22 protein-coding genes and 1 riboswitch are annotated in these 21,708 nt (G+C 64.2%); of the genes, 11 read left to right on the forward strand and 11 right to left on the reverse strand.

Going from position 1 to position 21,708, the window contains the following annotated elements; translation table 11 throughout:
* Window positions 1–44: 44 nt before the first annotated feature.
* The gene (locus IVB54_RS14360) at window positions 45–449 is read right to left on the reverse strand and encodes a hypothetical protein (RefSeq protein ID WP_018456386.1); all 405 of its coding nucleotides are present in this window, start codon (window positions 447–449) and stop codon (window positions 45–47) included.
* Window positions 450–679: 230 nt separating this feature from the next.
* On the opposite strand from IVB54_RS14360, the gene IVB54_RS14365 reads away from it, so the two are divergent.
* Together IVB54_RS14365 and IVB54_RS14370 are read left to right on the forward strand one after the other, a co-directional pair.
* Window positions 680–913, forward strand: coding sequence for a hypothetical protein (locus IVB54_RS14365; RefSeq protein WP_018456385.1), 234 nt, complete (start codon window positions 680–682; stop codon window positions 911–913).
* A gap of 33 nt (window positions 914–946) precedes the next feature.
* Window positions 947–2,962, forward strand: coding sequence for a pyrroloquinoline quinone-dependent dehydrogenase (locus IVB54_RS14370; protein ID WP_018456384.1), 2,016 nt, complete (start codon window positions 947–949; stop codon window positions 2,960–2,962).
* Between the two features lie 46 nt (window positions 2,963–3,008).
* Here IVB54_RS14370 and IVB54_RS14375 read toward each other — a convergent pair whose 3' ends face one another.
* Complete coding sequence (locus IVB54_RS14375) at window positions 3,009–3,251, reverse strand: PilZ domain-containing protein (protein ID WP_018456383.1); 243 nt, start codon at window positions 3,249–3,251, stop codon at window positions 3,009–3,011.
* 180 nt (window positions 3,252–3,431) lie between these two features.
* Here IVB54_RS14375 and IVB54_RS14380 point away from each other — a divergent pair, with 180 nt between their 5' ends.
* Window positions 3,432–3,725: an HdeA/HdeB family chaperone gene (locus tag IVB54_RS14380; protein WP_007602202.1), complete on the forward strand. Its 294-nt coding sequence runs from the start codon at window positions 3,432–3,434 to the stop codon at window positions 3,723–3,725.
* Between the two features lie 117 nt (window positions 3,726–3,842).
* Here the strand turns inward: IVB54_RS14380 and IVB54_RS14385 are convergent, their stop codons facing one another.
* Window positions 3,843–4,307, reverse strand: coding sequence for a PaaI family thioesterase (locus IVB54_RS14385; RefSeq protein ID WP_018456381.1), 465 nt, complete (start codon window positions 4,305–4,307; stop codon window positions 3,843–3,845).
* A gap of 360 nt (window positions 4,308–4,667) precedes the next feature.
* Here IVB54_RS14385 and IVB54_RS14390 point away from each other — a divergent pair, with 360 nt between their 5' ends.
* Together IVB54_RS14390 and IVB54_RS14395 are read left to right on the forward strand one after the other, a co-directional pair.
* The gene (locus IVB54_RS14390) at window positions 4,668–4,979 is read left to right on the forward strand and encodes a hypothetical protein (protein ID WP_026233159.1); all 312 of its coding nucleotides are present in this window, start codon (window positions 4,668–4,670) and stop codon (window positions 4,977–4,979) included.
* Window positions 4,980–5,084: 105 nt separating this feature from the next.
* A complete protein-coding gene (locus IVB54_RS14395) occupies window positions 5,085–5,339 on the forward strand; it encodes a hypothetical protein (RefSeq protein WP_007612182.1) in 255 nt (84 codons plus the stop codon).
* Window positions 5,340–5,347: 8 nt separating this feature from the next.
* Here the strand turns inward: IVB54_RS14395 and IVB54_RS14400 are convergent, their stop codons facing one another.
* Both IVB54_RS14400 and IVB54_RS14405 read right to left on the reverse strand, forming a co-directional pair.
* Window positions 5,348–5,581 (reverse strand): hypothetical protein, encoded by a 234-nt coding sequence (locus tag IVB54_RS14400; protein WP_018456379.1) that lies wholly within the window; start codon window positions 5,579–5,581, stop codon window positions 5,348–5,350.
* Window positions 5,582–5,721: 140 nt separating this feature from the next.
* Window positions 5,722–5,910: a hypothetical protein gene (locus tag IVB54_RS14405; protein WP_026233158.1), complete on the reverse strand. Its 189-nt coding sequence runs from the start codon at window positions 5,908–5,910 to the stop codon at window positions 5,722–5,724.
* A gap of 259 nt (window positions 5,911–6,169) precedes the next feature.
* Between IVB54_RS14405 and IVB54_RS14410 the strand changes: the two genes are divergently transcribed.
* Complete coding sequence (locus IVB54_RS14410) at window positions 6,170–6,427, forward strand: DUF2798 domain-containing protein (protein ID WP_018456377.1); 258 nt, start codon at window positions 6,170–6,172, stop codon at window positions 6,425–6,427.
* 637 nt (window positions 6,428–7,064) lie between these two features.
* Here the strand turns inward: IVB54_RS14410 and IVB54_RS14415 are convergent.
* Entirely contained in the window at window positions 7,065–7,232 is a 168-nt protein-coding gene (locus IVB54_RS14415) for a hypothetical protein (protein ID WP_018456375.1), read from the reverse strand.
* Window positions 7,233–7,496: 264 nt separating this feature from the next.
* Here IVB54_RS14415 and recA point away from each other — a divergent pair, with 264 nt between their 5' ends.
* From recA to IVB54_RS14430, 3 genes are all read left to right on the forward strand, one after another.
* A complete protein-coding gene (gene recA, locus IVB54_RS14420; protein ID WP_026233157.1) occupies window positions 7,497–8,585 on the forward strand; it encodes a recombinase RecA in 1,089 nt (362 codons plus the stop codon).
* 103 nt (window positions 8,586–8,688) lie between these two features.
* Window positions 8,689–9,675: a hypothetical protein gene (locus IVB54_RS14425; RefSeq protein ID WP_018456373.1), complete on the forward strand. Its 987-nt coding sequence runs from the start codon at window positions 8,689–8,691 to the stop codon at window positions 9,673–9,675.
* A gap of 9 nt (window positions 9,676–9,684) precedes the next feature.
* The gene (locus IVB54_RS14430) at window positions 9,685–10,677 is read left to right on the forward strand and encodes a hypothetical protein (RefSeq protein WP_018456372.1); all 993 of its coding nucleotides are present in this window, start codon (window positions 9,685–9,687) and stop codon (window positions 10,675–10,677) included.
* Between the two features lie 133 nt (window positions 10,678–10,810).
* On the opposite strand, the gene gcvP is transcribed toward IVB54_RS14430, so the two are convergent.
* From gcvP to gcvT, 3 genes are all read right to left on the reverse strand, one after another.
* On the reverse strand, window positions 10,811–13,675 hold the full coding sequence (gcvP, locus tag IVB54_RS14435) for an aminomethyl-transferring glycine dehydrogenase (RefSeq protein WP_026233156.1): 2,865 nt from the start codon (window positions 13,673–13,675) through the stop codon (window positions 10,811–10,813).
* Window positions 13,676–13,837: 162 nt separating this feature from the next.
* Entirely contained in the window at window positions 13,838–14,206 is a 369-nt protein-coding gene (gene gcvH / locus IVB54_RS14440) for a glycine cleavage system protein GcvH (protein WP_018456370.1), read from the reverse strand.
* An 11-nt stretch (window positions 14,207–14,217) separates the two neighbouring features.
* The gene (gene gcvT, locus IVB54_RS14445; RefSeq protein WP_018456369.1) at window positions 14,218–15,366 is read right to left on the reverse strand and encodes a glycine cleavage system aminomethyltransferase GcvT; all 1,149 of its coding nucleotides are present in this window, start codon (window positions 15,364–15,366) and stop codon (window positions 14,218–14,220) included.
* A gap of 143 nt (window positions 15,367–15,509) precedes the next feature.
* Window positions 15,510–15,599: riboswitch (glycine riboswitch) on the reverse strand.
* Between the two features lie 222 nt (window positions 15,600–15,821).
* Here gcvT and alaS point away from each other — a divergent pair.
* The gene (gene alaS, locus IVB54_RS14450; RefSeq protein WP_247377908.1) at window positions 15,822–18,515 is read left to right on the forward strand and encodes an alanine--tRNA ligase; all 2,694 of its coding nucleotides are present in this window, start codon (window positions 15,822–15,824) and stop codon (window positions 18,513–18,515) included.
* A 4-nt stretch (window positions 18,516–18,519) separates the two neighbouring features.
* On the forward strand, window positions 18,520–19,746 hold the full coding sequence (locus IVB54_RS14455; RefSeq protein ID WP_247377906.1) for a cyclic nucleotide-gated ion channel: 1,227 nt from the start codon (window positions 18,520–18,522) through the stop codon (window positions 19,744–19,746).
* 4 nt (window positions 19,747–19,750) lie between these two features.
* On the opposite strand, the gene IVB54_RS14460 is transcribed toward IVB54_RS14455, so the two are convergent.
* Together IVB54_RS14460 and IVB54_RS14465 are read right to left on the reverse strand one after the other, a co-directional pair.
* The gene (locus tag IVB54_RS14460) at window positions 19,751–20,245 is read right to left on the reverse strand and encodes a DUF3455 domain-containing protein (RefSeq protein WP_018456366.1); all 495 of its coding nucleotides are present in this window, start codon (window positions 20,243–20,245) and stop codon (window positions 19,751–19,753) included.
* 99 nt (window positions 20,246–20,344) lie between these two features.
* Complete coding sequence (locus IVB54_RS14465) at window positions 20,345–21,559, reverse strand: NADP-dependent isocitrate dehydrogenase (protein WP_018456365.1); 1,215 nt, start codon at window positions 21,557–21,559, stop codon at window positions 20,345–20,347.
* Between the last annotated feature and the right edge of the window lie 149 nt (window positions 21,560–21,708).

Here is a 21,708-nt window from a genome sequence, read left to right on the forward strand (position 1 = left end):
AGGTTTTTCCCGGAACCGGATCGGACGTCGGCTTGATCCGTTTCCTAGATCGGCTCGTAGCTTTCCGATCCGCAGATATCGTCCGCTTCGGCGCGGCGGCGATCGACCACTTTTCCGCCTGATATGGTCACGATGTAGGTCTGTGGCCCGAGCGGCGATCCGGTCGCCGAGGTGAGCTGGGCGCGGACGCAAGCTGTCCAGCCCGGTCCTCGTACCTCACGATGGGGTGTGGCGACATGCACCTCACGCGGATAGGACGTGCTGAGGAAGACGACTTCGATCTGCTCGCGCACGACGCGTTTGACGTCGGGGGGCGATTCGGGCGGCGGCTGCTCGGCCTCCTTCATGCGCATGAACTCGGGCACCGGTGCGCGGCTGTCGGCAAACCCGCAGGCCCCGAGCGCGAGCGCGCTGGCCAGCAGCGCGGCATGAGCAATAATCCGTAACATCCGTGAAGGTCCCCTGCGGGCCAAAACATAGGCACGAATGCGATCCGACGAAGACCCGGCCGATCAAAATTTGCTGAAGCCAGAATTCCTTGGAGCCACGATCCTTGGAGCCAGGATTCTTGGAGCCAAGATTTCCTGAAGCCAAGATTTCCTGAAGCCCTGGAGCCCGCGGCATTGGCTATTCCATAATTGCCGGCTAGTTTGTACCCCAGACGAGGGGGATTGCGCCCATGAGGATTTTGGTCATAGCGGCCGCCGTGCTTGCGCTGGCGGTTGCCTCCGCGCAGGCGCAGATGGGCGGTGGCAGGCGTCAGCCTAACGAGGGCGGCCAGAAGGCGGACAACAAGCCCAAGGTCGACGAGAAGGCCTACAAGGCCGCACTCGAGCGCATTCCCGAGTCCAAGGAGAAGTACGATCCGTGGAGCGGGGCGCGTCCGCCTGAACCTGGCAAGAAGCCGAAATAGGTGAGGCGGGCCTTGGCGACCCGCTCCTGCTATTTGGCCGCTCTCATCACGCTCCTCTTGTTTTCGTCGCGGCCAGGCATCGCCTGGGAGAGCTGGGGTGGCGATCCCGGTGGCTCGCGCTTCTCGCCATTGCGAGAGATCACGCCCGACAATGTCGGCAAGCTGGTTCGGGCCTTCGAATTCCACACGGGCGATCTCGCGGCGCGGCCGCCCGGGGTGATGCGGCGAACCAAATTCCAGGCGACGCCGCTGTTCGTCGAGGACAGCCTGGTCTTCTGCTCGCCTTTCAACGAGGTGATCGCGCTCGATCCCGGTACGGGCGCGCAGAAATGGCGCTACGATCCCAGGATCGCGATGAACCAGCGTCCCGCCAACCGCTACGTCTGCCGCGGCGTCACTTACTGGATCGACGATGAGGCGCCTGTAGATGCCGCATGTCGATCGCGCATCTTTATGGGCACCAACGATGTTCGCCTGATCGCGCTCGATGCGAAGACGGGTATCCCCTGTGCCGGCTTCGGCGAGGGCGGTGAGGTCAGGCCCGACATTGGCATGAAACTGGAATGGCCCGGCGAATTCCAGATCACCTCGCCGCCGGCGGTCGGCCGCGGGGTCGTCGTGGTCGGCTCCGCGATTGGCGACAACCGCCGCGTCGACGCGCCGAGCGGTGTGGTGCGTGCGTTCGATGCGCGTAGCGGTCAGCCGCGCTGGACGTTCGAGCCGCTCAAGCGCGACGGCATCGAAGCCGGTCACGCCAATGTCTGGGCGCCGATGTCGGTCGACGCGGCGCGCGGACTGGTATTCCTGCCGACGTCCTCGCCGTCGCCGGATTTCTGGGGCGGCAAGCGGCCGGGCAACAACGAGCATGCCAATTCGGTGGTCGCGCTGCGCATCGAGACGGGCGAGCTCGTATGGGCATTCCAAACCGTGCATCACGACGTCTGGGATTACGATCTGCCGGCGCAACCGACGCTCACGCGCATCGACATCGGCGAAGGTCAGCGCGATGTCGTGATCCAGCCGACCAAGCAAGGCTTTGTCTTCGTGCTCGATCGCGACACCGGCAAGCCGGTGTGGGCGGTCGAGGAGCGCAGCGTCCCGCAGGGGGCCGCGGAAGGCGAACGGCTGTCGCCCACGCAGCCATTCCCGACGCATGTGCCGCCTCTGATGTCACAAAAAATCTCGACTGAGGATGCGCTCTCGCTCGTTCCTAGCCTGCGTCGCTCAGCTTGCGAGAAGCAGTTTGCGGAGGCACGCAACGAGGGCCTGTACACGCCACCCTCAACGCAAGGCACGCTGGAGTTTCCCTTCACCGGCGGCGGAGTGAACTGGGGCAGTGCGGCCTTCGATCCCGTCAACCAGGTCCTCTATGCCAACACCAGCCGGGCTGTTCATCTCATCAAGCTGATTCCGCGGGCGGAGGCGGCCGGATTCGATCCTCCGCCCGGTCATGATTTCGGCCAGCAGACGGGTGCGCCGTTTGCGATGTCGCGTGCGGTGGCAATGTCGCCGCTCGGGCTTCTTTGCAACAAGCCGCCCTGGGGCGAGATGGTCGCGGTCGATCTGAAGGCCGGCAAGATCCTCTGGCGTTCGACGGTCGGCACCACCGAGGATCTCGCCCCGCTCGGCGTGCCGCTGCCGTGGGGTGCGCCGCTCGTCAACGGGCTCGCGGTCACGGCAGGCGGGCTCGTCTTCACCGGAGCGATGGACGCCTATTTGCGCGCCTTCGATGCGCGCAGCGGCAGGGAGCTGTGGCAGGGTCGGCTGCCCGTGCCCGGCGTCGCCAATCCCATGACCTATCTCTGGAAGGGCGAGCAGTATGTCGCGATCGGCGCCGGCGGCCACTCCGAGGCAGGCACCTCGATCGGCGACAGCGTCGTTGCGTTTCGCCTGTCACGGCCGGGCGAGGCGCCGTCGCTGTGGTCGCGTACGATCGATCGCCCCGGTGGACGATTTTTTGCGGCATCATCGGCGATCGCGGTCGCGATCGTCGCGCTCGTGGTTGCAAGCCTGCGCTGGCGTCGCCGACGTCGTGTCGCGCGAACATGACGCAGCATCGCGCGCGCGATGCGAATGATCGTTCACATCGTATGCACTACTGTACGAAAGCGAGGCCGATGCGCCTGTCGCTACGCCAGACAGGGCGGCATTTGCGCACGAAATTGTCGCGCGCGATTGCGAGCGTGAACGATTGCGGCAATGTGACGAGGGCATCGAGGTCGATTGCGGCGCCGTCCGCCGACATGTTTCGCACCGTGCACGTGATGCGGCTGTTTTCAAAGGTGATCTTTCCACCCTTGAAAACACGGTAACGCTGCGCTGCACGCTTCTCGATCATCCGCGTCAATCCATAATGATCTTTGTGAAGTAGTGCATAGAAATTACGTTGAACTAAACTCAATACTGGCGCTACTTGCACAGCGCTTCAGATTTCGTTTACGACGTCGAAGCGGAAGTCACTCCGCGGATTTTTCCCCAAGCCGTTCCTTTGTGGCGCTACGCGCCGATGGAGATATTGATGAAGACCACGTTTTCGCTTCTGTTCGCCGCAGCGCTCTCGCTCTCGTCCATGCCCGCCCACGCCACCAAGCTCGATCTCGCGACTATGAGCTGCAAGCAGTTCCTGGAGAGCGGCGACGACACCATCAAGATGGTGCTGACCTGGATGGACGGCTGGTACAAGGGCGACGAAGAGAATGCGATCATCGACACCGACGTATTCGTCGAGAACGCCAAGCAGTTCGGCAGCTATTGCGGAAAAAATCCCAACGTCAGCATTGTCACCGCGGCTGACGAAGTGCTCGGCAAGTAATTTCTGCCGCGTGTCGGCACGACGCGCGATCACAACCGCGCTTCCCGTCTCGACATGACGCCATTGAGAGCCGCGGTGCGCTTTGCGCTCACGCGGCTTTCTTCTTTCGGATGATGCTCATCCCGGCAGCATCGCGAACGCACTCGACACCATTGCCACCGGCTTGTTGTCGGTGGCCGAGAGCAGCGTGACCCGGCCAAAGCTCATGGTGCGTCCGAGTCGCACCACGCGGGCGTCGGCCAGCACGTCCGACGAGGAGACGGCGCGCATGAAATGCGTGGTCTGGTCGACCGTCGTCATCGGACGATAGCCGCGGTTGGCGGCGAGGTTCGCGATCACCATCGCGGTGTCGGCGAGCGCCATCAGCGCCTGGCCGCAGACCACACCACCGTTGCGGCACAGCCGCTCCGAGAACGGCATGCGCAGGAGCGCTGCCGGCTGCCAGTCCGGCACGTCCGGCGGCGGCAGGTGATCGATGCGCTCGACCGACAGGTTGAGATCCTGGACCCAGGGCGCAAAGACTTCGCCGAGGATGCGTCGGGCCTCACTGATGCCGAACTCGGCTTCTGGCTGCGATGGCATTGCTGTCGTTCCCTCCTGTATTGCCGGATGTTCGGCATTTCGAGCGGACCGGCGCGGCAAAGTCGCCGGTCTGCCGCGGGTCCCGTCGGCTTGAAAATGCCTGACTTCGCCAGGTATGATGCCATGGAGTGGGTATGGGTGGGTGATGTTGCGTAGGTATGTCCTCGTGTTTTGTCTGGCCGGGCTCGGCCTGTTGCTGAACGGGTGCACCAAGTGCGGCCCGATCTGGGACGACTGGCTCCACGCGCCGAAATCGTGCAGATCGGACCGGCTCTAGCGGGCCGAGCGGCCCCTGCGGTTGTGGCAGGGGTGACAAGGCGCGGCCGACCCGCGCCGCCATGGATGATCAAGGAGTCAATGATGAAGCTTTTCCGTATGGCCGCGGTGCTGGCTGTTCTGGCGGGACCGACCGTGCTGGCGGGACCGGCTTATGCGCAAATGCCCAATCTCAATTTGCTGCAGGAGGGGCCTGGCAAGACCCCCGAGGAGAAGGCCGCTGAGGCCGAGCGTGACAGGGCTTACAAGGAAACGCTGAAGAAGATTCCGGACTCCAAGGCGTCCAACGATCCCTGGGGTGGCATGCGCTCCGACCCGCCGAAGCCGTCGGCGGCGCCAAAGGCGTCGGCCGCAACCGGTGCGCCGAAGAAGAAGTCCGGCACGACTGCCAATTGACCTTCCGCCCGAGCGGCGGCAGTTGATGCCTCCGGCCGGGACTCCTCTTTGATCGGCCTGCTTCCTACATTGCGCGGGAGTGTATCGCGTCGAGGAGAGCAGAACATGGCCGATCGTCCGCGGGATCTCGCCGAGCGGATGGCGCGCCGGCGCAAGATGGGGGGCAAGCCCGGCCCGACGGCCGGCGACGGCTATCTGCGCGAGACTTTCACGCTGCCGCGCGCGGCGGCACGGGAGAGGGCACAGGCTTTCTTCGCCCGCTACCCCAAGGCCGGCTATATGAGCGCGGTCGAGACCTGGCGCGAGCTGCCCGGCGGCGACATCGAATTCACGATGCGGCGGCTGCCCAGCGCGGATTAGGGCCGGCCCTATTCGAAGGTTTCGGATGTGATGCGGATCCGGAATACGGGCTCCTTGGCCTCGTCCAGCAGCTCCATATTCCATTCGGAATTTTCCTGGAGCTTGCGGGCGATGCCGGCGGCCATGTCGGCGCAGACGCTTGTCATCTCCTTCCAGGCCAAATCGCGATCGGCAAATTCCGACGCCTGGTCGGCACAGCCGGAATAGCGGCCGTTCCGGATTCGAAAGAAGTAGAGCGGCATGGTTCGCACCGATCGCGCCTGATGGCTCCGTCCCCACGGCCATAATCCCGGCAGTCCAATCCCAAACCGTCGGCAGATCAATTCCGGTCGGCTACGGAATAGCCCCATGGACGCCAGCCCACCGATCTCGGTCCGACGGCTCAGGCCGTGTCGCGTCCGATCGCCTTCAGCTCCCGATCGATGCGCCGCTGCACCCGTCGGATCGCCAAGAGATCGATCTTGGTCTCAGTCTTGCCGGTCTTGATCTGCTCGCCGATCCGGAACTGCCACTGCCAAATGCCGGGAATTGCCGTCTTGGCGACGGTGAACTCGATGCCCCTGTGATTCATGGCCATCTCCCATGATTCACTTCCATCACTGAGAACATGCTGGGCGGCATAATATTCCAAGAAAGCCAAACCTGTCGGTAAGCCCCGGATCGCTCACGGCTATCGCGCAAACGCACGCGCGCCGCCCAGCGGCGGCGCGACCTCATGCCCGTGGTTCTCCGGCCAAGAACAGAGTTCCTGGGATGGGTAAGGGCACCTTCCGGAACGCGGCGGCATGTGCCTTGCTTGGCCCGATGCGGCTAAGCAACATGGACGCGTCATGCCGGGCATTCCCCGCCGCTATTCTCATTTCGTGTTCGGAATCATCCAGTCCGGACTGACCTCGCTGATCGCCGCGGGCATCGCCAGCTTTCCCGCAGGGAACGCGCTGGACTTCCTGGCGCACTGGATGGTGTCGTGGCTGATCGCATGGGCGGCGATGCTGCCGATAGTGCTGCTCGCAGCGCCGGCGATCCGCGCCTTCTCGCTGCGGCTGACGCAGGAGGAGGGCGGTTCGCAAACCGGTCGGCCGGCATGAAAATCGGAATGAAAAAACCCCGCTTGGGAGAACCAAGCGGGGAGAAGGTTATTGGAGGCTGAGGTGCTGGGCTGCAACACCATAGCCGGGCGACCCTAGCCGGTTCAGCTTACGACAGCCTGACAAGGCCCAATGATGGCAGCAAAAGCCGGAGCGCGGGGGCCGCAGACTGGCCCCGCACCGGTCCCAATTTCGACATCCGTTCGCACAACTCAGGACACAACCGCAGGCGAGATTTCGCGGCGACGGTGCTGCCATGGGGGAAAACGTGGCGTGCCGGCAACGGGGTGGCATCATGGACAACGTAGAGCGGTCATTCGCCGCCGCGACGGCGGCTGGCTTCGTCGTGCTGGTAATCGGCATCGGGTTGCTGGTTCTGCTGTAGGCGCTGTTGGGTGCGGGAGATGGCTCCGAAAGTGGAAAGGCCCGTGCGCGCCTTTCAAAAACGCGAAAACAACCCCATGCACAGTAGCGTGCCTACAAATTTCCCCGCCCAGTCAATGGCTTACTGGTAGTATTTAGTACCATATCGGCTCGGATTCGCCTTTCACGGCCATCCGAATCCCGATTCCCGTGCCGATTCCCTGAGATCAACGGGCGGCCGCTCCGGCACCGTCGCCAGCGCGGTCCCAGCGGCCTAATGAACCTTGATCGCGTCCAGCGGCAAACGGAGTTCGGCGGCACGCTCTTCGCGGTCTTTCTTGCGGAACTCGTTTTCCTTACGCTCGAACTTGCTCAGCTCCTCCCGCGCCGCCTCCAGCAGCGGAGTGCGCCGGGCCGTATCGTGATGCGTGTTGTTCGTCATGACTGAAGTCCCCAGAGTTGCGGTCTCGTCCAAGAGGCTATCCAGGAGAAGGCCGCAGACCACGAAAGGTTCGGTGCCGCAGGATGACGGAATTCTGACGGTGTGCGGGTCATCCGTCTTTGATGCGCGTCAGCCAGAGCGTGCAAATTCCCAAAAGAACATATTGCGAACCTAGAACAAATAGGGTACATTGTTTTTATCGCCGCGCCGCCTCGCCAATCGTTTGTCCCTCACGCGAATCCTCGTCATAAGGAGCACGACCCGATGTCCACCACTGCCCTGCGTATCGTCGAAGGATCCTCCATGGACAAGAGTAAAGCTCTCGCCGCCGCGCTCTCCCAGATCGAGCGTCAGTTCGGCAAGGGCTCGGTGATGAAGCTCGGCAAGAACGACCGTTCGATGGATGTCGAGGCGGTCTCTTCGGGCTCGTTGGGGCTCGATATCGCGCTCGGGATCGGCGGCCTGCCGAAGGGGCGCGTCGTGGAGATCTACGGGCCGGAATCCTCGGGCAAGACCACGCTGGCGCTGCACACGGTGGCGGAAGGGCAGAAGAAGGGCGGCATCTGCGCCTTCATCGACGCCGAGCACGCGCTCGACCCGGTCTATGCGCGCAAGCTGGGCGTCAATATCGACGAGCTCCTGATCTCCCAGCCGGACACCGGCGAGCAGGCGCTGGAAATCTGCGACACGCTGGTGCGCTCCGGCGCGGTCGACGTGCTGGTGATCGATTCGGTCGCGGCGCTGGTGCCGAAGGCCGAGCTCGAGGGCGAGATGGGCGATGCGCTGCCGGGTCTGCAGGCGCGTCTGATGAGCCAGGCGCTGCGCAAGCTGACGGCGTCCATCAACAAGTCCAATACCATGGTGATCTTCATCAACCAGATCCGCATGAAGATCGGCGTGATGTACGGCTCGCCGGAGACCACCACCGGCGGCAACGCGCTGAAATTCTATGCTTCCGTCCGCCTCGACATCCGCCGCATCGGCGCGATCAAGGAGCGTGACGAAGTGGTCGGCAACACCACGCGCGTCAAGGTCGTCAAGAACAAGCTGGCGCCGCCGTTCAAGCAGGTCGAGTTCGACATCATGTACGGCGAGGGCGTCTCCAAGATGGGCGAGATCCTCGATCTCGGCGTCAAGGCCGGCATCGTCGAAAAATCCGGCGCATGGTTCTCCTACGACAGCCAGCGTCTTGGCCAGGGCCGCGAGAATTCGAAAGCGTTCCTGAAGGCCAACCCCGACATCACCGCCAAGATCGAGACCTCGATCCGCCAGAACTCCGGCCTGATCGCCGAGCAGATTCTCGCCGGCAGCCCCGAGCGTGACGCCGACGGCGAGGAGCCGGCGGACGAGTAAGCTTCAGCAGTAAAGTTTTTCGCGAGGAGCGGGCGCTGAGGACGTTGAGTTGCCGACGTCTTCGGCGCCTGTTTCGTTTGGCGTGGGGGCACCGGGTGGTGCGATGAAGCGTCTGATCTTGACCAGTTCGTCCGGAGGCCAGCTCGCACGATCCGGGTTGGCGGAGCTTGTCATCTCATCCTCGTTTCACTTTGAGTGGGGACCGCTGCCCTCACCCGAGAAGCTCGCAGCCTATTTCGCGGCGCGTTCGGCGAATCTCGGGCCGGGTGATCATTGGTCCGATTGGGGCATCCGCTGGCCCAAGGGTATCAAGGACCGCAAAGACTTGTCCCTGGCAGACTTCTGCGAGCGATATGACGTGGTTGAACTTTGGTTCGACCCAGCTCCCCGGGATCAATTGCAGCTCGTCTGCCTGCTGGACCACCTCAGCTCCTGCTCCTCGCTGGTGCCAAAGCTTCGACTTCGACTTGTGTCATCCGAGCTGACGACAGCACACGGCGAGGATCTCGCTGCGTCCGAGCCGCACATCCATGTCGTGCCTGTTAGGGCCCAGGAGTTCGAGACTGCCCGGTTGGCGTGGTCGGCCTACCGTGCGATGACCCCTGAGGCGTGCGTCGATCTCCTTCACCAGGATCTCAGTGCATTGCTGATGCTGCGCCCGGCCTTGCTCGATCTCTTGGCAGAACTGCCGTCGCCTTTCACGGGTCTCGGTGCGACCGAGATGCGATTTCTGGAGCTCCTTGCCAGAGGGTTTGCAAACACGAATGCGTTGTTTCACCTGCGCTCGCAACGGCGCACATATGGGTTCGGAGAATTTGAGTTGGGTTCGTTGCTCGAGGGGCTCGCGCTCGGCCCCAAGCCCGTAGTGGCCGGGTTGGGCGACGAACTGCGCACGATCGATCGCGAAAATTTAAGAGCTCGGCACGAGGTCTATCTCCGCAGCCGGTTGTCGTTGACCGAGTTCGGCAGGGCCGTCCTGGCCCATCAGGAAGATTTCAGTCGCCACAATCCGATCGACCGCTGGTGGGGCGGCACGCACCTGACCAATGATCGGCTGTGGCGTTACGGTAATGTTTTGACGAAGCCTTGAGGCCACGGCATGACGCGGCTCATTGTCACGACCGACTCGTCCATCGCCGGCGCTATTCAACAGGCGGGCCTTGCCGACCTCGTGATTGCCATCGAGCGCCGGCTGGTCTGGGGACCGTTGCCAGCCGATGCAGAGCTGGACGCATTCTTTGCGCCGCGTACGACACAGCCCCGCGGGCTTCACTGGCTCGACGATACGCCGTCCTGGCGTCTCGAGGAATCAGGCGTGAAGGATCGAGGACTGATTGAACTGCTCGCGGAATATGACACGGTCGAGTTTTGGCGAGGGCCGGAGCCAAATGCGCAATTGATCCTGCTCTGGCTGCTCGATCATTGGGGCCGCCAACACGATGCAAATCCCGACTTTGTCGTGCGCTCCCTGTCCTTGGGTGTCAGGGATGTCGACCCACCGCGAAGCGAACTCTACCCGCCGGCTGTTGCGATCACACCTCGTCAACTCAAATCGGCCAAGCGTGCATGGCGGGCCTATCGCGCGCCGACCCCGCAAAGTTGGAGGGATCTCTTCAAGACCAATTTGAGCTGTTTGCCACAACTCGCCCCTCACGTGAGGGCTCTGCTCAACGAACTTCCGCGTCCCGCCTCAGGCCTTGGAGCCACGGAAGCGCGGATACTCCAGCTCATCGCGCGAGGCGGCATGCAGCCTTTCGATGTCTTTCCGGGCCATCAGAAGTGCAACGGGCTGGATGTGTATGGTTATTGGGAAGTTGGAGCGCTGCTTGACGGCCTTGCGCGGTGCGAGAGGCCGGCCGTGTCGGGACTGGATCAAGGTCCTTTTTCGCTAGAGATGCACGACGATTCAAGTCAGTTCGATCGGTACGAGCGGTCGCAATTGACGCTGACCGAGTTCGGAAAGGCGGTGTTGGGAGGCGACCAGGATTTTCGCCGGCACAACCGGATTGATCGCTGGTGGGGCGGCACTCACCTGACCAACGAGCGACTCTGGCGGTGGGACCCCGAGACCCGTTCGTTGGTTGCGCCCTAAATGCGTGTTCCGTGCCGGAGGGTGGGTTAGCGAAGTGTAGCCCACCTCTTCCATTTCGCCAGAGACAGAAGTGGTGGGTTACGCCAGCGACTGCGCTTCGCGCAGCCGGTGGCTAACCCACCCTACAAAACGGTTACTCCGCCGCCTCCGCGTAATCGCTCACCGGCGGGCAGGAGCACACCAGGTTGCGGTCGCCATAGACGTTGTCGACGCGCCCGACCGGGCTCCAGTATTTGTCGGTGCGCGAGGTGCCCGCGGGGAAGCAGCCCTCGGCGCGGGTGTAGGCGCGCTTCCAGTCGTCATCCGCGATGTCGTGCACGGTGTGCGGGGCGTGGCGGAGCGGCGACGCCTCGATCTTGAAGCGGCCGGCCTCGACCTCGGCGATTTCCTTCCGGATCGCGATCATGGCATCGCAGAAACGATCGAGCTCCGCCCTGGATTCCGATTCGGTCGGCTCGATCATCAGCGTGCCCGGCACCGGGAAGCTCATGGTCGGCGCGTGGAAGCCGTAATCGATCAGGCGCTTGGCGATGTCGTCGACGGTGACGCCTGAGGTCGTCTTCAGCGCGCGGGGGTCGACGATGCACTCATGCGCGACGCGGCCTTTCTCGTTCTTGTAGAGCACCGGGAAATGCGCATCGAGCCTTGCAGCCACGTAGTTGGCGTTGAGGATCGCGATCTCGGTGGCGCGCTTGAGGCCTTCGCCGCCCATCATCAGGATGTAGATGTAGGAGATGGTGAGGATCGAAGCCGAGCCGAACGGCGCGGCCGAGACCGGCCCCACAGGCGCTTTCCCATCCGTCGCCGGATGACCGGGCAGGAACGGCTTGAGGTGCGCCTTGACGCCGATCGGGCCCATGCCCGGGCCGCCGCCGCCATGCGGGATGCAGAAGGTCTTGTGCAGGTTGAGATGGCTGACATCGGCGCCGTAATCGCCGGGCCTGCTAAGGCCGACCTGCGCGTTGAGGTTGGCGCCGTCGAGATAGACCTGCCCGCCATGGCCATGCACGATCTCGCAGATCTCGCGGATGTGCTCCTCGAACACGCCATGGGTCGAGGGATAGGTGATCATGACCGCGGCGAGGTCGTTCGAATGCTTCTCGGCCTTGGCGCGGAGATCATTGACGTCGACGTCGCCGTTCTTCTCGCAGGCGACCACCACCACGTCCATGCCGACCATCGCGGCCGAGGCCGGGTTGGTGCCGTGCGCGGAGGAGGGGATCAGGCAGATCTTGCGATGCGTCTCGCCACGCGCCGCGTGATAGCCGCGGATCGCGAGCAGCCCGGCATATTCGCCTTGCGCGCCCGAGTTCGGCTGCAGCGAGATCGCGTCATAGCCGGTGATGTCGCACAGCCATTTTTCCAGCCGCGCGAACAGCGCGTAGTAGCCCTTCGCCTGCTCAGGCGGGGCGAACGGATGCAGGCTGCCGAATTCCGGCCAGGTCAGCGGCATCATCTCGGTGGTCGCGTTCAGCTTCATGGTGCACGAGCCGAGCGGGATCATCGCGCGGTCGAGCGCGAGGTCGCGGTCGCTGAGCTTGCGCATGTAGCGCAGCATCTCGGTTTCCGAGCGATGCGCGTGGAAGACGGGGTGGGTGAGGAAAGAGGTCGCACGCTTGAGCGTCTCCGGCAGCGCCTCGCGCGTGGTGGCGTCGATCTCGGCGTATGCAAGCTGCCCGCCGAAGGCGCGCCAGACTGCTTCCACCGTTGCGGGCGTGGTGGTCTCGTCGAGCGCGATCCGCAATGCAGTTTCGCCAGCGCCGAGATTGATCTTCTCGGCCGCCGCGCGCGCCACGATTTCGGTACGCTTCGCCCCTGCATCCACGCTGAGCGTGTCGAAGAAACTGTCGGACTGCAGCGCAAAGCCGAGCTTGCGCAGGCCGGCCGCCAGCACCGCGGCGCGGCGATGCACATTGCGCGCGATCTGCGAAAGGCCTTCGGGGCCGTGATAGACTGCATACATCGAGGCGATCACGGCGAGCAGCACCTGCGCGGTGCAGATGTTGGAGGTCGCCTTCTCGCGGCGGATGTGCTGCTCGCGGGTCTGCAGCGCGAGGCGATAGGCCGGCATTCCGCGCGAATCCACGGAGAGGCCGACGATGCGGCCGGGCAGCGAACGCTTCAGCGCATCGCGCACCGCCATATAGGCTGCGTGCGGCCCGCCATACCCCATCGGCACGCCAAAACGTTGCGCCGAGCCGATGGCGATGTCCGCGCCGAGCTCGCCGGGCGAGGCGAGCAGTGTCAGCGCCAGCAGATCGGCGGCAATGATCGCGAGTGCGCCCTTGGCCTTCAGGCTGGCGATCGCGGGCCTGAGGTCGCGCACAGCGCCTGAACTGCCCGGATATTGCAGCAGCGCGCCAAGCACGTCGGTCTTGTCGAGGTCGGTGAGGGGATCGCCGACGACCAGGGTCCAGCCCAGCGGCTCCGCGCGGGTGCGCATCACGGCGAGCGTCTGCGGATGCACGTCCTTGTCGACGAAGAAGGCTTTTGCTTCAACTTTCGAGTGCCGCTCCGCGAGCGCCATCGCTTCGGCGGCAGCGGTGGCTTCGTCGAGCAGCGAGGCGTTGGCGACGTCGAGCCCGGTGAGATCGCAGATCATGGTCTGGAAGTTGAGCAGCGCCTCGAGCCGGCCCTGGCTGATTTCAGGCTGGTAGGGCGTGTACGCCGTGTACCAGGCCGGGTTCTCCAAAATGTTGCGCTGGATCACCGCGGGCAGGATCGTGCCGGAATAGCCTTGGCCGATCAGCGAGGTGAAGACCTGGTTCTGGGCGGCGAGTTCGGCCATATGCGCGATCGCTTCGGTCTCGCTCAAGGGCTTGCCGAGATCGAGTGGGGCGGTCTGCCGGATCGAGGCCGGCAGCGTCTGCGCCATCAGCGTATCGACGCTGTTCGCGCCGACGGCCTCGAGCATCGCGGTGACGTCGCGCGCGGAGGGGCCGATGTGGCGGCGAACGAAGCTGGTGGTGTCGCCGTTGGATTTGCGGTGCGCGGTCATCATGGGTCCTCGCTTCAGATGTTCTTGTCGCCGTCATGCCCCGCGAAGGCGGGGCATCCAGTAAACGCAGCCGCTTCGGCTAGGGCCGATGGGCCGCGGCGTACTGGATCGTCCGCCTTCGCGGACGATGACACCGAATATGAGGTCAGAGTTCGCATCATCTCACGCGGTGTGGGCCTTGTAGGCGGCTTCGTCCATCAGACCGCCGAGCTCGCTCTTGTCGGCAATCTTGATCTTGAAGAACCAGGCCGCGCCTTGCGCATCCGAGTTCACCAGTGCGGGCTCGGCGGCGAGCGCGGCGTTGGTCTCGAGCACTTCGCCCGTCACCGGCGCGTAGACGTCCGATGCGGCCTTCACCGATTCCACGACCGCGGCGGGTTCGGCCTTCTTCAGCGTGCGGCCGAGATTGGGCAATTCGACGAACACGACGTCGCCGAGCTGCGATTGCGCGTAGTCGGTGATGCCGACGGTGGCGACATCGCCGTCGATCGCGAGCCATTCGTGGTCGGAGGTGTACAGCGTCGTGGTCATTTTCTCGGTCCTCAGCGTTTGTAGGTGTTTTTCACGAAGGGCATGGCGGCGATTTGCACGGCCAGGCGTTGGCCGCGCACCTCGGCGAAGAGTTTTGTGTCGATCGCGCTCGATGCGGTGGGCACATAGCCCATCGCGACCGGCGCATTCAGGCTCGGGCCGAAACCGCCCGAGGTGACCTTTCCGATCGGCTCGGCGGAGGTCGCATCCGCAAACAGCAGCGCGCCTTCGCGCACCGGCGCGCGGCCCTCGGTGCGCAGGCCGACGCGGCGGCGGGATGCGCCATGGTCGAAATGGGCGAGAATCTTTGCCGCGCCGGGGAAGCCCCCGCCACGCGCGCCGCCGGTGCGGCGGCTCTTCTGCACCGACCATTCCAGTGCCGCCTCGACCGGCGTGGTCGCGGTGTCGATGTCGTGGCCGTAAAGACAAAGCCCGGCCTCGAGCCGCAGGCTGTCACGGGCGCCGAGCCCGATCGGCATGACGTCAGGATTGTCCAGCAGGGCCTTGGCGAGCCGTTCGGCATCGCCGGCAGGAACCGAAATCTCGAAGCCGTCCTCGCCGGTATAGCCGGAGCGCGAGACGAAGCAGTCGAGGCCGGCAACCTTGTGCGGGCCGGAATCCATGAATTTCATGGCGGGTGCTTCTGCACACAATTTCGTCAGCGCCGATTCCGCCTTCGGCCCCTGCAGCGCGATCAGCGCGCGGTCGGCAAGCGAATCGATCATGCAGTCGTCCGAGAGATTCGCGCGCAGATGCGCCTCGTCCTCGGCCTTGCAGGCGGCGTTGACGACCAGGAAGAGGTGATCGCCGAAATTGGCGACCATCAGATCGTCCAGAATCCCGCCCTCGGCATTGGTGAACTGGGCGTAGCGCTGCCGGCCCGGCGCGATCGCCAAGATATCCTGCGGCACCAGTCGTTCCAGCGCGCGGGCGGCGTCCTCGACCTTGCCGGATTTCGGCCTGAGTGCGATCTGGCCCATGTGGGAGACATCGAACAGGCCGGCTGCGTTGCGGGTATGAAGGTGTTCCTTCAGGACTCCGGCCGGATATTGCACGGGCATGTCATAGCCCGCGAACGGCACCATCTTGCCGCCGAGCGAGACATGCAGGTCGTAAAGGGGGGTGCGTTTCAGGGAGTCTTTGTCGTCGCGCGCAAGCATCGGGGGGCCCTCGGCGGTTCCCCGGGAACGATTTCCCGTGGACACCAGTCGAAGCCCCATCTGTCGCTGTGCCTGAGAGTATTATCCCGTCGGCGGACGCTGTCCGGACCTAAACCCGTCAGCGCCTCTTTCCAGATGCTGTCAAAGCCACGCGGTCCTTTTGCCTGAGAGTTTCCGGGGCGGTTGCTCCTTCGGCGCCGGCTACCAGTGCCGGTCTCTCCCGACGTGGCCGTACGATACAGATAGGTAAAGACCACAGGCCGGCCAAGCCTGTCAACGCGGCATCGGCGGCTTTCCAACGGATTACGCGACTGCGGCAACGCCTTGATCTGGCTGCACAGTTTCTGGACAGCCAAGCTGGCCTTGTCTAAAAGCGCATTGGCCCGCAGATATCAGCCCAAACTTGCGGTTTGGGTGGCTGGAAGGCGGGTGCAAGCACACCCGATTGGATGAACATGAGCGGCGTCAACGAGATCAGGTCGACCTTTCTGAATTTCTTTGCCGAGAACGGCCACGAGATCGTGTCGTCCTCGCCATTGGTGCCGCGCAACGATCCGACGTTGATGTTCACCAATGCCGGCATGGTGCAGTTCAAGAACGTCTTCACCGGCGTCGAGAAGCGGCCCTATCAGCGCGCCACCACCTCGCAGAAATGCGTGCGCGCCGGCGGCAAGCACAATGACCTCGACAATGTCGGCTACACCGCGCGCCATCTCACCTTCTTCGAGATGCTCGGCAACTTCTCCTTCGGCGACTATTTCAAGGAGCGCGCGATCGAGCTGGCCTGGACGCTGATCACGAAGGAGTTCGGGCTCAAGAAAGACAAGCTGCTCGTCACGGTCTACCACACCGACGACGAGGCGGCCGGGCTGTGGAAGAAGATCGCGGGCTTCTCCGAGGACCGCATCATCCGCATCCCGACCTCGGACAATTTCTGGGCGATGGGCGACACCGGCCCGTGCGGGCCGTGCTCGGAGATCTTCATCGATCGCGGCGAGCACATCTGGGGCGGGCCTCCGGGCTCCCCGGAGGAGGATGGCGATCGCTTCCTCGAATTCTGGAATCTCGTCTTCATGCAGTACGAGCAGGTGACGAAGGAGGAACGCGTGGCGCTGCCGCGTCCCTCGATCGACACCGGCATGGGGCTGGAGCGCATGGCCTGCATCATGCAGGGCGTCGACAGCGTGTTCGAGACCGACCTGTTCCGTCATTTGATCGACGCGACGGCGTCTGCGCTCGGAAGCGGACCGGACGAGAAGACCGTGGCCTCGTTCCGCGTCATCGCCGACCATCTGCGTTCGTCGGCCTTCCTCGTCGCCGACGGCGTGCTGCCCTCGAACGAGGGCCGCGGCTATGTGCTGCGCCGGATCATGCGCCGCGCGATGCGCCATGCGCAGCTGCTCGGTGCGCAAGAACCGCTGATGCATCGCCTGGTCTGGGCGCTGGTGCGCGAGATGGGCCAAGCCTATCCGGATCTGATGCGCGCGGAAAATTTGATCGAGGAAACGCTGCGGCTGGAAGAAACCCGCTTCCGCAAGACGCTGACGCGCGGCCTCGCCATTCTCGACGAGAAGAGCGCGTCCTTGAAGAAGGGCGACATGTTCGACGGCGACGTCGCCTTCACGCTGTACGACACTTACGGCTTCCCGCTCGATTTGACGCAGGACGCGCTGAAGTCGCGCGGCATCAGCGTCGACCAGGCTTCCTTCACCGACGCGATGGAGCGTCAGAAGGCCAAGGCGCGCGAGTCCTGGAAGGGGTCGGGCGAAGCGGCTTCCGAGGCGATCTGGTTCCCGCTGCGTGAGAAGCTGGGCGCAACCGAATTCCTGGGTTACGAGACCGAGAGCGCTGAAGGCGTGGTGACTGCGCTGGTCAAGGACGGCAAGGAAGCCACGAGCCTCAAGGCCGGCGAGACGGGCGCGATCGTGCTGAACCAGACGCCGTTCTACGCGGAGTCCGGCGGCCAGGTCGGCGACACCGGCGTATTGACCGGCGAGGGCGGCATCAAATTCCGCGTCACCGACACCCAGAAGAAGCTCGGTGATTTCTTCGTTCACGTCGGCACATTGGAGAGCGGCGAGCTGAAGCTCGGCACCGCGCTGCAGCTCGAAGTGAATCACGGCAGGCGCTTTTCGATCCGCGCGCATCATTCGGCGACCCATCTCATCCACGAGGCGCTGCGCCAGGTGCTCGGCGACCACATCGCCCAGCGCGGCTCGATGGTCGCGCCGGATCGTTTACGTTTTGACTTCGTGCATCCGAAGCCGATCACGGCGGAAGAGCTCGCGCGCGTCGAGGACATCGCCAACGAGGTGGTGCTGGAGAATGACGAAGTCTCGACCCGCGTCATGGGCGTGGACGAGGCCCGTGAGGCCGGCGCACGCGCCCTGTTCGGCGAGAAATATGGCGACGAGGTTCGCGTCGTCTCGATGGGCCGGACCGCGCGCGAGCGCGGCGCCAACGCACTCGGCTGGTCGGTCGAACTTTGCGGCGGCACGCATGTCAGGCGGACCGGCGACATCGGGCTGATCACGCTGACGGGCGAGAGCGCGGTCGCCTCCGGCGTGCGCCGCATCGAGGCGCTGACCGGCAACTACGCGCGAAAACACGCCAACGACACCATGGCGCTGGCGAAGACCGCGGCCCACGAGCTCCGCACCTCGATCGACGACGTCCCGGCGCGCATTGCCGCTCTGATGGAGGAGCGCAAGAAGCTCGAGCGCGAACTCTCCGACGCCCGCAAGAAGCTGGCGATGGGCGGCGGTGCAGCTTCGAGCAACGGCGCGGCCTCAGGTGTGCGCGAAGTCGGCGACGTCAAGCTGATGGCGCGCGCGGTCGAGGGCATCGAGATGAAGGATCTCAAGAGCCTTGCCGACGACGGCAAGAAGCAGATCGGCTCCGGCGTCGTCGCTATCGTCGGCGTCACCGAGGATGGCAAGGCCGGCGTCGTGGTCGGCGTCACCGCGGACCTCACTTCGCGTTTCAATGCGGTCAATCTGGTGAAGGTCGCCTCCGAAGCGCTCGGCGGCAAGGGCGGCGGCGGGCGGCCCGACATGGCGCAGGCCGGCGGCCCTGATGGCGCGAATGCGGCCGCGGCGCTCACGGCGATCGAAAAAGCCATGGCTGAACAAAAATCGGCCGGCGCGTAGGCAGGTGCGCCCCGTTCCGCGAGGAATTGGGCTTCGCGATCCCAATCTGAGGGATCGCCTCTACGAATTGCTGGAGCATGATCCGCTGGCCTACTCGGTCGGGTCGCGCTTCATCCAGCTGATCATCGGCGTCATCGTGCTCGATGTCGCCGCGATGATCCTTGCCTCGGTGCCGGAGCTGGACGCGCAATTCGGCGCGCTGTTTTCGGCGATCACCATCCTGTCCGTGATCGTGTTCGCGCTGGAATATGCGGCGCGGCTGTGGACGGTGGCGGGCCATACCCAGCGCCCGGCGTCCGCGCTGTCCGACCGGCTCAGCTATGTCTTCTCCGCACTCGGCATCATCGATCTGCTCGCGTTCCTGCCGGCTGCGGTCGTGCTCGCTACGGGCCGGCATGCGACGCTGGCAGCGCTCGGCGTGCTGCCGTTCTTCAAGCTGGTGCGCTACTCGCCGGCGATGCGCTCGCTGCTCGCGGCCGTGCACGCGGAGCGGCGGGCGCTGATCGGCTGCATCGTCATCCTGATCGGCGCGGTGCTGACCTTTGCCTCGCTGCTCTATGCCATCGAGCGCGACGTGCAGCCGGACAAGCTCGGCACCATTCCGCAGGCGATGTGGTGGGCGATCGTGACGCTCGGCACCGTCGGTTACGGCGACGTCGTGCCGGTGACGGCGCTCGGAAAGTTCATCTCCGTCTTCACCATCATCAGTGGATTTGCCATGATCGCGCTGCCGGTCGCGATCATCTCGACGGCCTTTGCGGAAGAGGTGAAGCGGCGGGACTTTGTCGTCACCTGGGGCATGCTGGCGCGGGTGCCGCTGTTCTCGCATCTCAGCGCATCCGAGATCGCCGACATCATGCGGCTGCTGCGGGCGCGCACGATCGAGCAGGGCGAGATCCTGGTGCGGCGGGGCGATGCGGCTTCGTCGATGTATTTCATCACCGCCGGCGAGGTCGAGATCGCGCTGCCGAACCAGCAGGTGCGGCTCGCGGATGGCACGTTCTTCGGCGAGATCGCGCTGCTGCATAAGACAAAACGCAGCGGCACGGTGACGGCGACACGCAAGACCCGGCTGCTGGTGCTCGACGCCCAGGACTTTCACGCCCTGATCGAACGCATGCCGACGCTGGCCGCGCACGTCCACAAGACCGCAAAGGCGCGACTGGAGGGCAGCGGTGACCTTGCGGTGGCGGAGCTGGCGCAGGCGGAGCGCGACGGCACCGACCGCTAAGCGCTCAGCCCTTCTTCAGGAAGACGTAGTCGGCTGAATAGGGCGCGCTCTTGAAGTCGCCGGCCTTGTCGCACGCGCCGTCGAGCTTGCCGCCATGGGTGTTGATACGCTGAACCGTGGTAACGGGCGTGAGGACGCCGCTGCCGCGGTGGGCGGTCACTTCCAGCTTCAGCCAGGGAATGTCGGCGGCGGTGGTACCCGGCGCATTGCCGGCGGCCTTGGCGGCTACGGCGCTGCCGTCGGCATGCTCCCAGTTCGGTCCGGCATAGTGACGGCCGATCGTCTTGCCCTCGGACAGCAGCGTCGCGATGGGTTCGCGAAAAGCCCAGGCGAGCTTCCCGTCGCTGCCGGCTTTGCACTCATAGACCTGCGCGCCCTCGGCGTGGACGCTGAGCACGATGCTCTCGCCGGGCGCGGCGATGGCGTCGGGAAGCGGGTCGGCGGCCACAGCCGGTCCAGCGAGCAGCAACAGGCAGGGGACGGCAAGCTTGATCGACATGGTCGCATCTCCGCGCAAAGGTCCAAATAAGCGAACGGGCCGCGTTTGCGACGCGGCCCGTGATGATGTCCGGCCCAGTCGGGCGAAATTGCGGACGGCTTACGCCGCCAGCGCCTTGCCGAGGTTCTCGGCGACCTTGTCGAGGAAGCCGGTGGTCGAGAGCCAGCGCTGGTCGGCGCCAACCAGGAGCGCGAGGTCCTTGGTCATGTAGCCTTCCTCGACGGTGTCGACGCAGACCTTCTCCAGGGTGTTGGCGAACTTGGCGAGCTCGGCATTGTTGTCGAGCTTGGCGCGGTGCGACAGGCCACGGGTCCAGGCGAAGATCGATGCGATCGAGTTGGTCGAGGTCTCCTTGCCCTTCTGATGCTCGCGGTAGTGGCGGGTGACCGTGCCGTGGGCAGCTTCGGCTTCTACCGTCTTGCCGTCGGGGGTGAGGAGAACCGAGGTCATCAGGCCGAGCGAGCCGTAGCCCTGCGCCACCGTGTCGGACTGCACGTCGCCGTCGTAGTTCTTGCAGGCCCAGACATAACCGCCGGACCATTTCAGCGCGGAGGCGACCATGTCGTCGATCAGGCGGTGCTCGTAGGTCAGGCCCTTGGCGTCGAATTCCTTCTTGAACTCGCGCTCGTAGATGTCCTGGAAGATGTCCTTGAACCGACCGTCATAGACCTTCATGATCGTGTTCTTGGTCGAGAGATAGACCGGGTAGTTACGCAGCAGGCCGTAATTCAACGATGCGCGGGCGAAGTCGATGATGGAATCGTCGAGATTGTACATCTGCATCGCGACGCCGGCGCCCGGGGTCTTGAACACTTCTTTCTCGATGACGGTGCCGTCCTCGCCGACGAACTTCATCGTCAGCGTACCCTTGCCCGGGAACTTGATGTCGGTGGCGCGATACTGGTCGCCATAGGCGTGGCGGCCGATGATGATCGGCTTGGTCCAGCCAGGAACCAGGCGCGGCACGTTCTTGCAGATGATCGGCTCGCGGAAGATCACGCCGCCGAGGATGTTGCGGATGGTGCCGTTCGGCGACTTCCACATCTGCTTGAGGTTGAACTCCTTCACCCGCGCTTCGTCCGGGGTGATGGTGGCGCACTTGACGCCCACGCCAACCTTCTTGATCGCCTCGGCGGCGTCGATCGTGACCTGATCGTTGGTGTGGTCGCGGTACTCCATTCCCAGGTCGAAATATTGCAGCTCGACATCCAGGAACGGGTTGATCAGCTTGTCCTTGATGTACTGCCAGATGATCCGGGTCATCTCGTCGCCATCGAGTTCGACGACGGGGTTGGACACCTTGATTTTTGCCATGATCGGGGAAGCCTCTTGGGAACGGCGCTTGTGGCGCGCCACGGGAATATCCGCCGCCTCTTAGCACCGGGACGCGGCCGGCGAAAGCCAAGGGATTATGCACTTTTAGCTCATCCAGCCTCCGCAGATGGGGGGCGGGAGCAGCCCTG

This window comes from Bradyrhizobium sp. CW1 (assembly GCF_023100665.1).
Taxonomy (GTDB): domain Bacteria; phylum Pseudomonadota; class Alphaproteobacteria; order Rhizobiales; family Xanthobacteraceae; genus Bradyrhizobium; species Bradyrhizobium canariense_D.

Coding starts and splice junctions, on each gene's coding strand:
- IVB54_RS14415 (WP_018456375.1), bottom strand. CDS start 7,232: ATGACGAACAACACGCATCACGATACGGCCCGGCGCACTCCGCTGCTG.
- IVB54_RS14360 (WP_018456386.1), bottom strand. CDS start 449: ATGTTACGGATTATTGCTCATGCCGCGCTGCTGGCCAGCGCGCTCGCG.
- alaS (WP_247377908.1), top strand. CDS start 15,822: ATGAGCGGCGTCAACGAGATCAGGTCGACCTTTCTGAATTTCTTTGCC.
- IVB54_RS14410 (WP_018456377.1), top strand. CDS start 6,170: ATGCCGGGCATTCCCCGCCGCTATTCTCATTTCGTGTTCGGAATCATC.
- IVB54_RS14385 (WP_018456381.1), bottom strand. CDS start 4,307: ATGCCATCGCAGCCAGAAGCCGAGTTCGGCATCAGTGAGGCCCGACGC.
- gcvP (WP_026233156.1), bottom strand. CDS start 13,675: ATGACCGCGCACCGCAAATCCAACGGCGACACCACCAGCTTCGTTCGC.
- recA (WP_026233157.1), top strand. CDS start 7,497: ATGTCCACCACTGCCCTGCGTATCGTCGAAGGATCCTCCATGGACAAG.
- IVB54_RS14405 (WP_026233158.1), bottom strand. CDS start 5,910: ATGAATCACAGGGGCATCGAGTTCACCGTCGCCAAGACGGCAATTCCC.
- gcvH (WP_018456370.1), bottom strand. CDS start 14,206: ATGACCACGACGCTGTACACCTCCGACCACGAATGGCTCGCGATCGAC.
- IVB54_RS14375 (WP_018456383.1), bottom strand. CDS start 3,251: ATGATCGAGAAGCGTGCAGCGCAGCGTTACCGTGTTTTCAAGGGTGGA.
- IVB54_RS14465 (WP_018456365.1), bottom strand. CDS start 21,559: ATGGCAAAAATCAAGGTGTCCAACCCCGTCGTCGAACTCGATGGCGAC.
- IVB54_RS14390 (WP_026233159.1), top strand. CDS start 4,668: ATGAAGCTTTTCCGTATGGCCGCGGTGCTGGCTGTTCTGGCGGGACCG.
- IVB54_RS14400 (WP_018456379.1), bottom strand. CDS start 5,581: ATGCCGCTCTACTTCTTTCGAATCCGGAACGGCCGCTATTCCGGCTGT.
- IVB54_RS14365 (WP_018456385.1), top strand. CDS start 680: ATGAGGATTTTGGTCATAGCGGCCGCCGTGCTTGCGCTGGCGGTTGCC.
- gcvT (WP_018456369.1), bottom strand. CDS start 15,366: ATGCTTGCGCGCGACGACAAAGACTCCCTGAAACGCACCCCCCTTTAC.
- IVB54_RS14380 (WP_007602202.1), top strand. CDS start 3,432: ATGAAGACCACGTTTTCGCTTCTGTTCGCCGCAGCGCTCTCGCTCTCG.
- IVB54_RS14425 (WP_018456373.1), top strand. CDS start 8,689: ATGAAGCGTCTGATCTTGACCAGTTCGTCCGGAGGCCAGCTCGCACGA.
- IVB54_RS14395 (WP_007612182.1), top strand. CDS start 5,085: ATGGCCGATCGTCCGCGGGATCTCGCCGAGCGGATGGCGCGCCGGCGC.
- IVB54_RS14430 (WP_018456372.1), top strand. CDS start 9,685: ATGACGCGGCTCATTGTCACGACCGACTCGTCCATCGCCGGCGCTATT.
- IVB54_RS14460 (WP_018456366.1), bottom strand. CDS start 20,245: ATGTCGATCAAGCTTGCCGTCCCCTGCCTGTTGCTGCTCGCTGGACCG.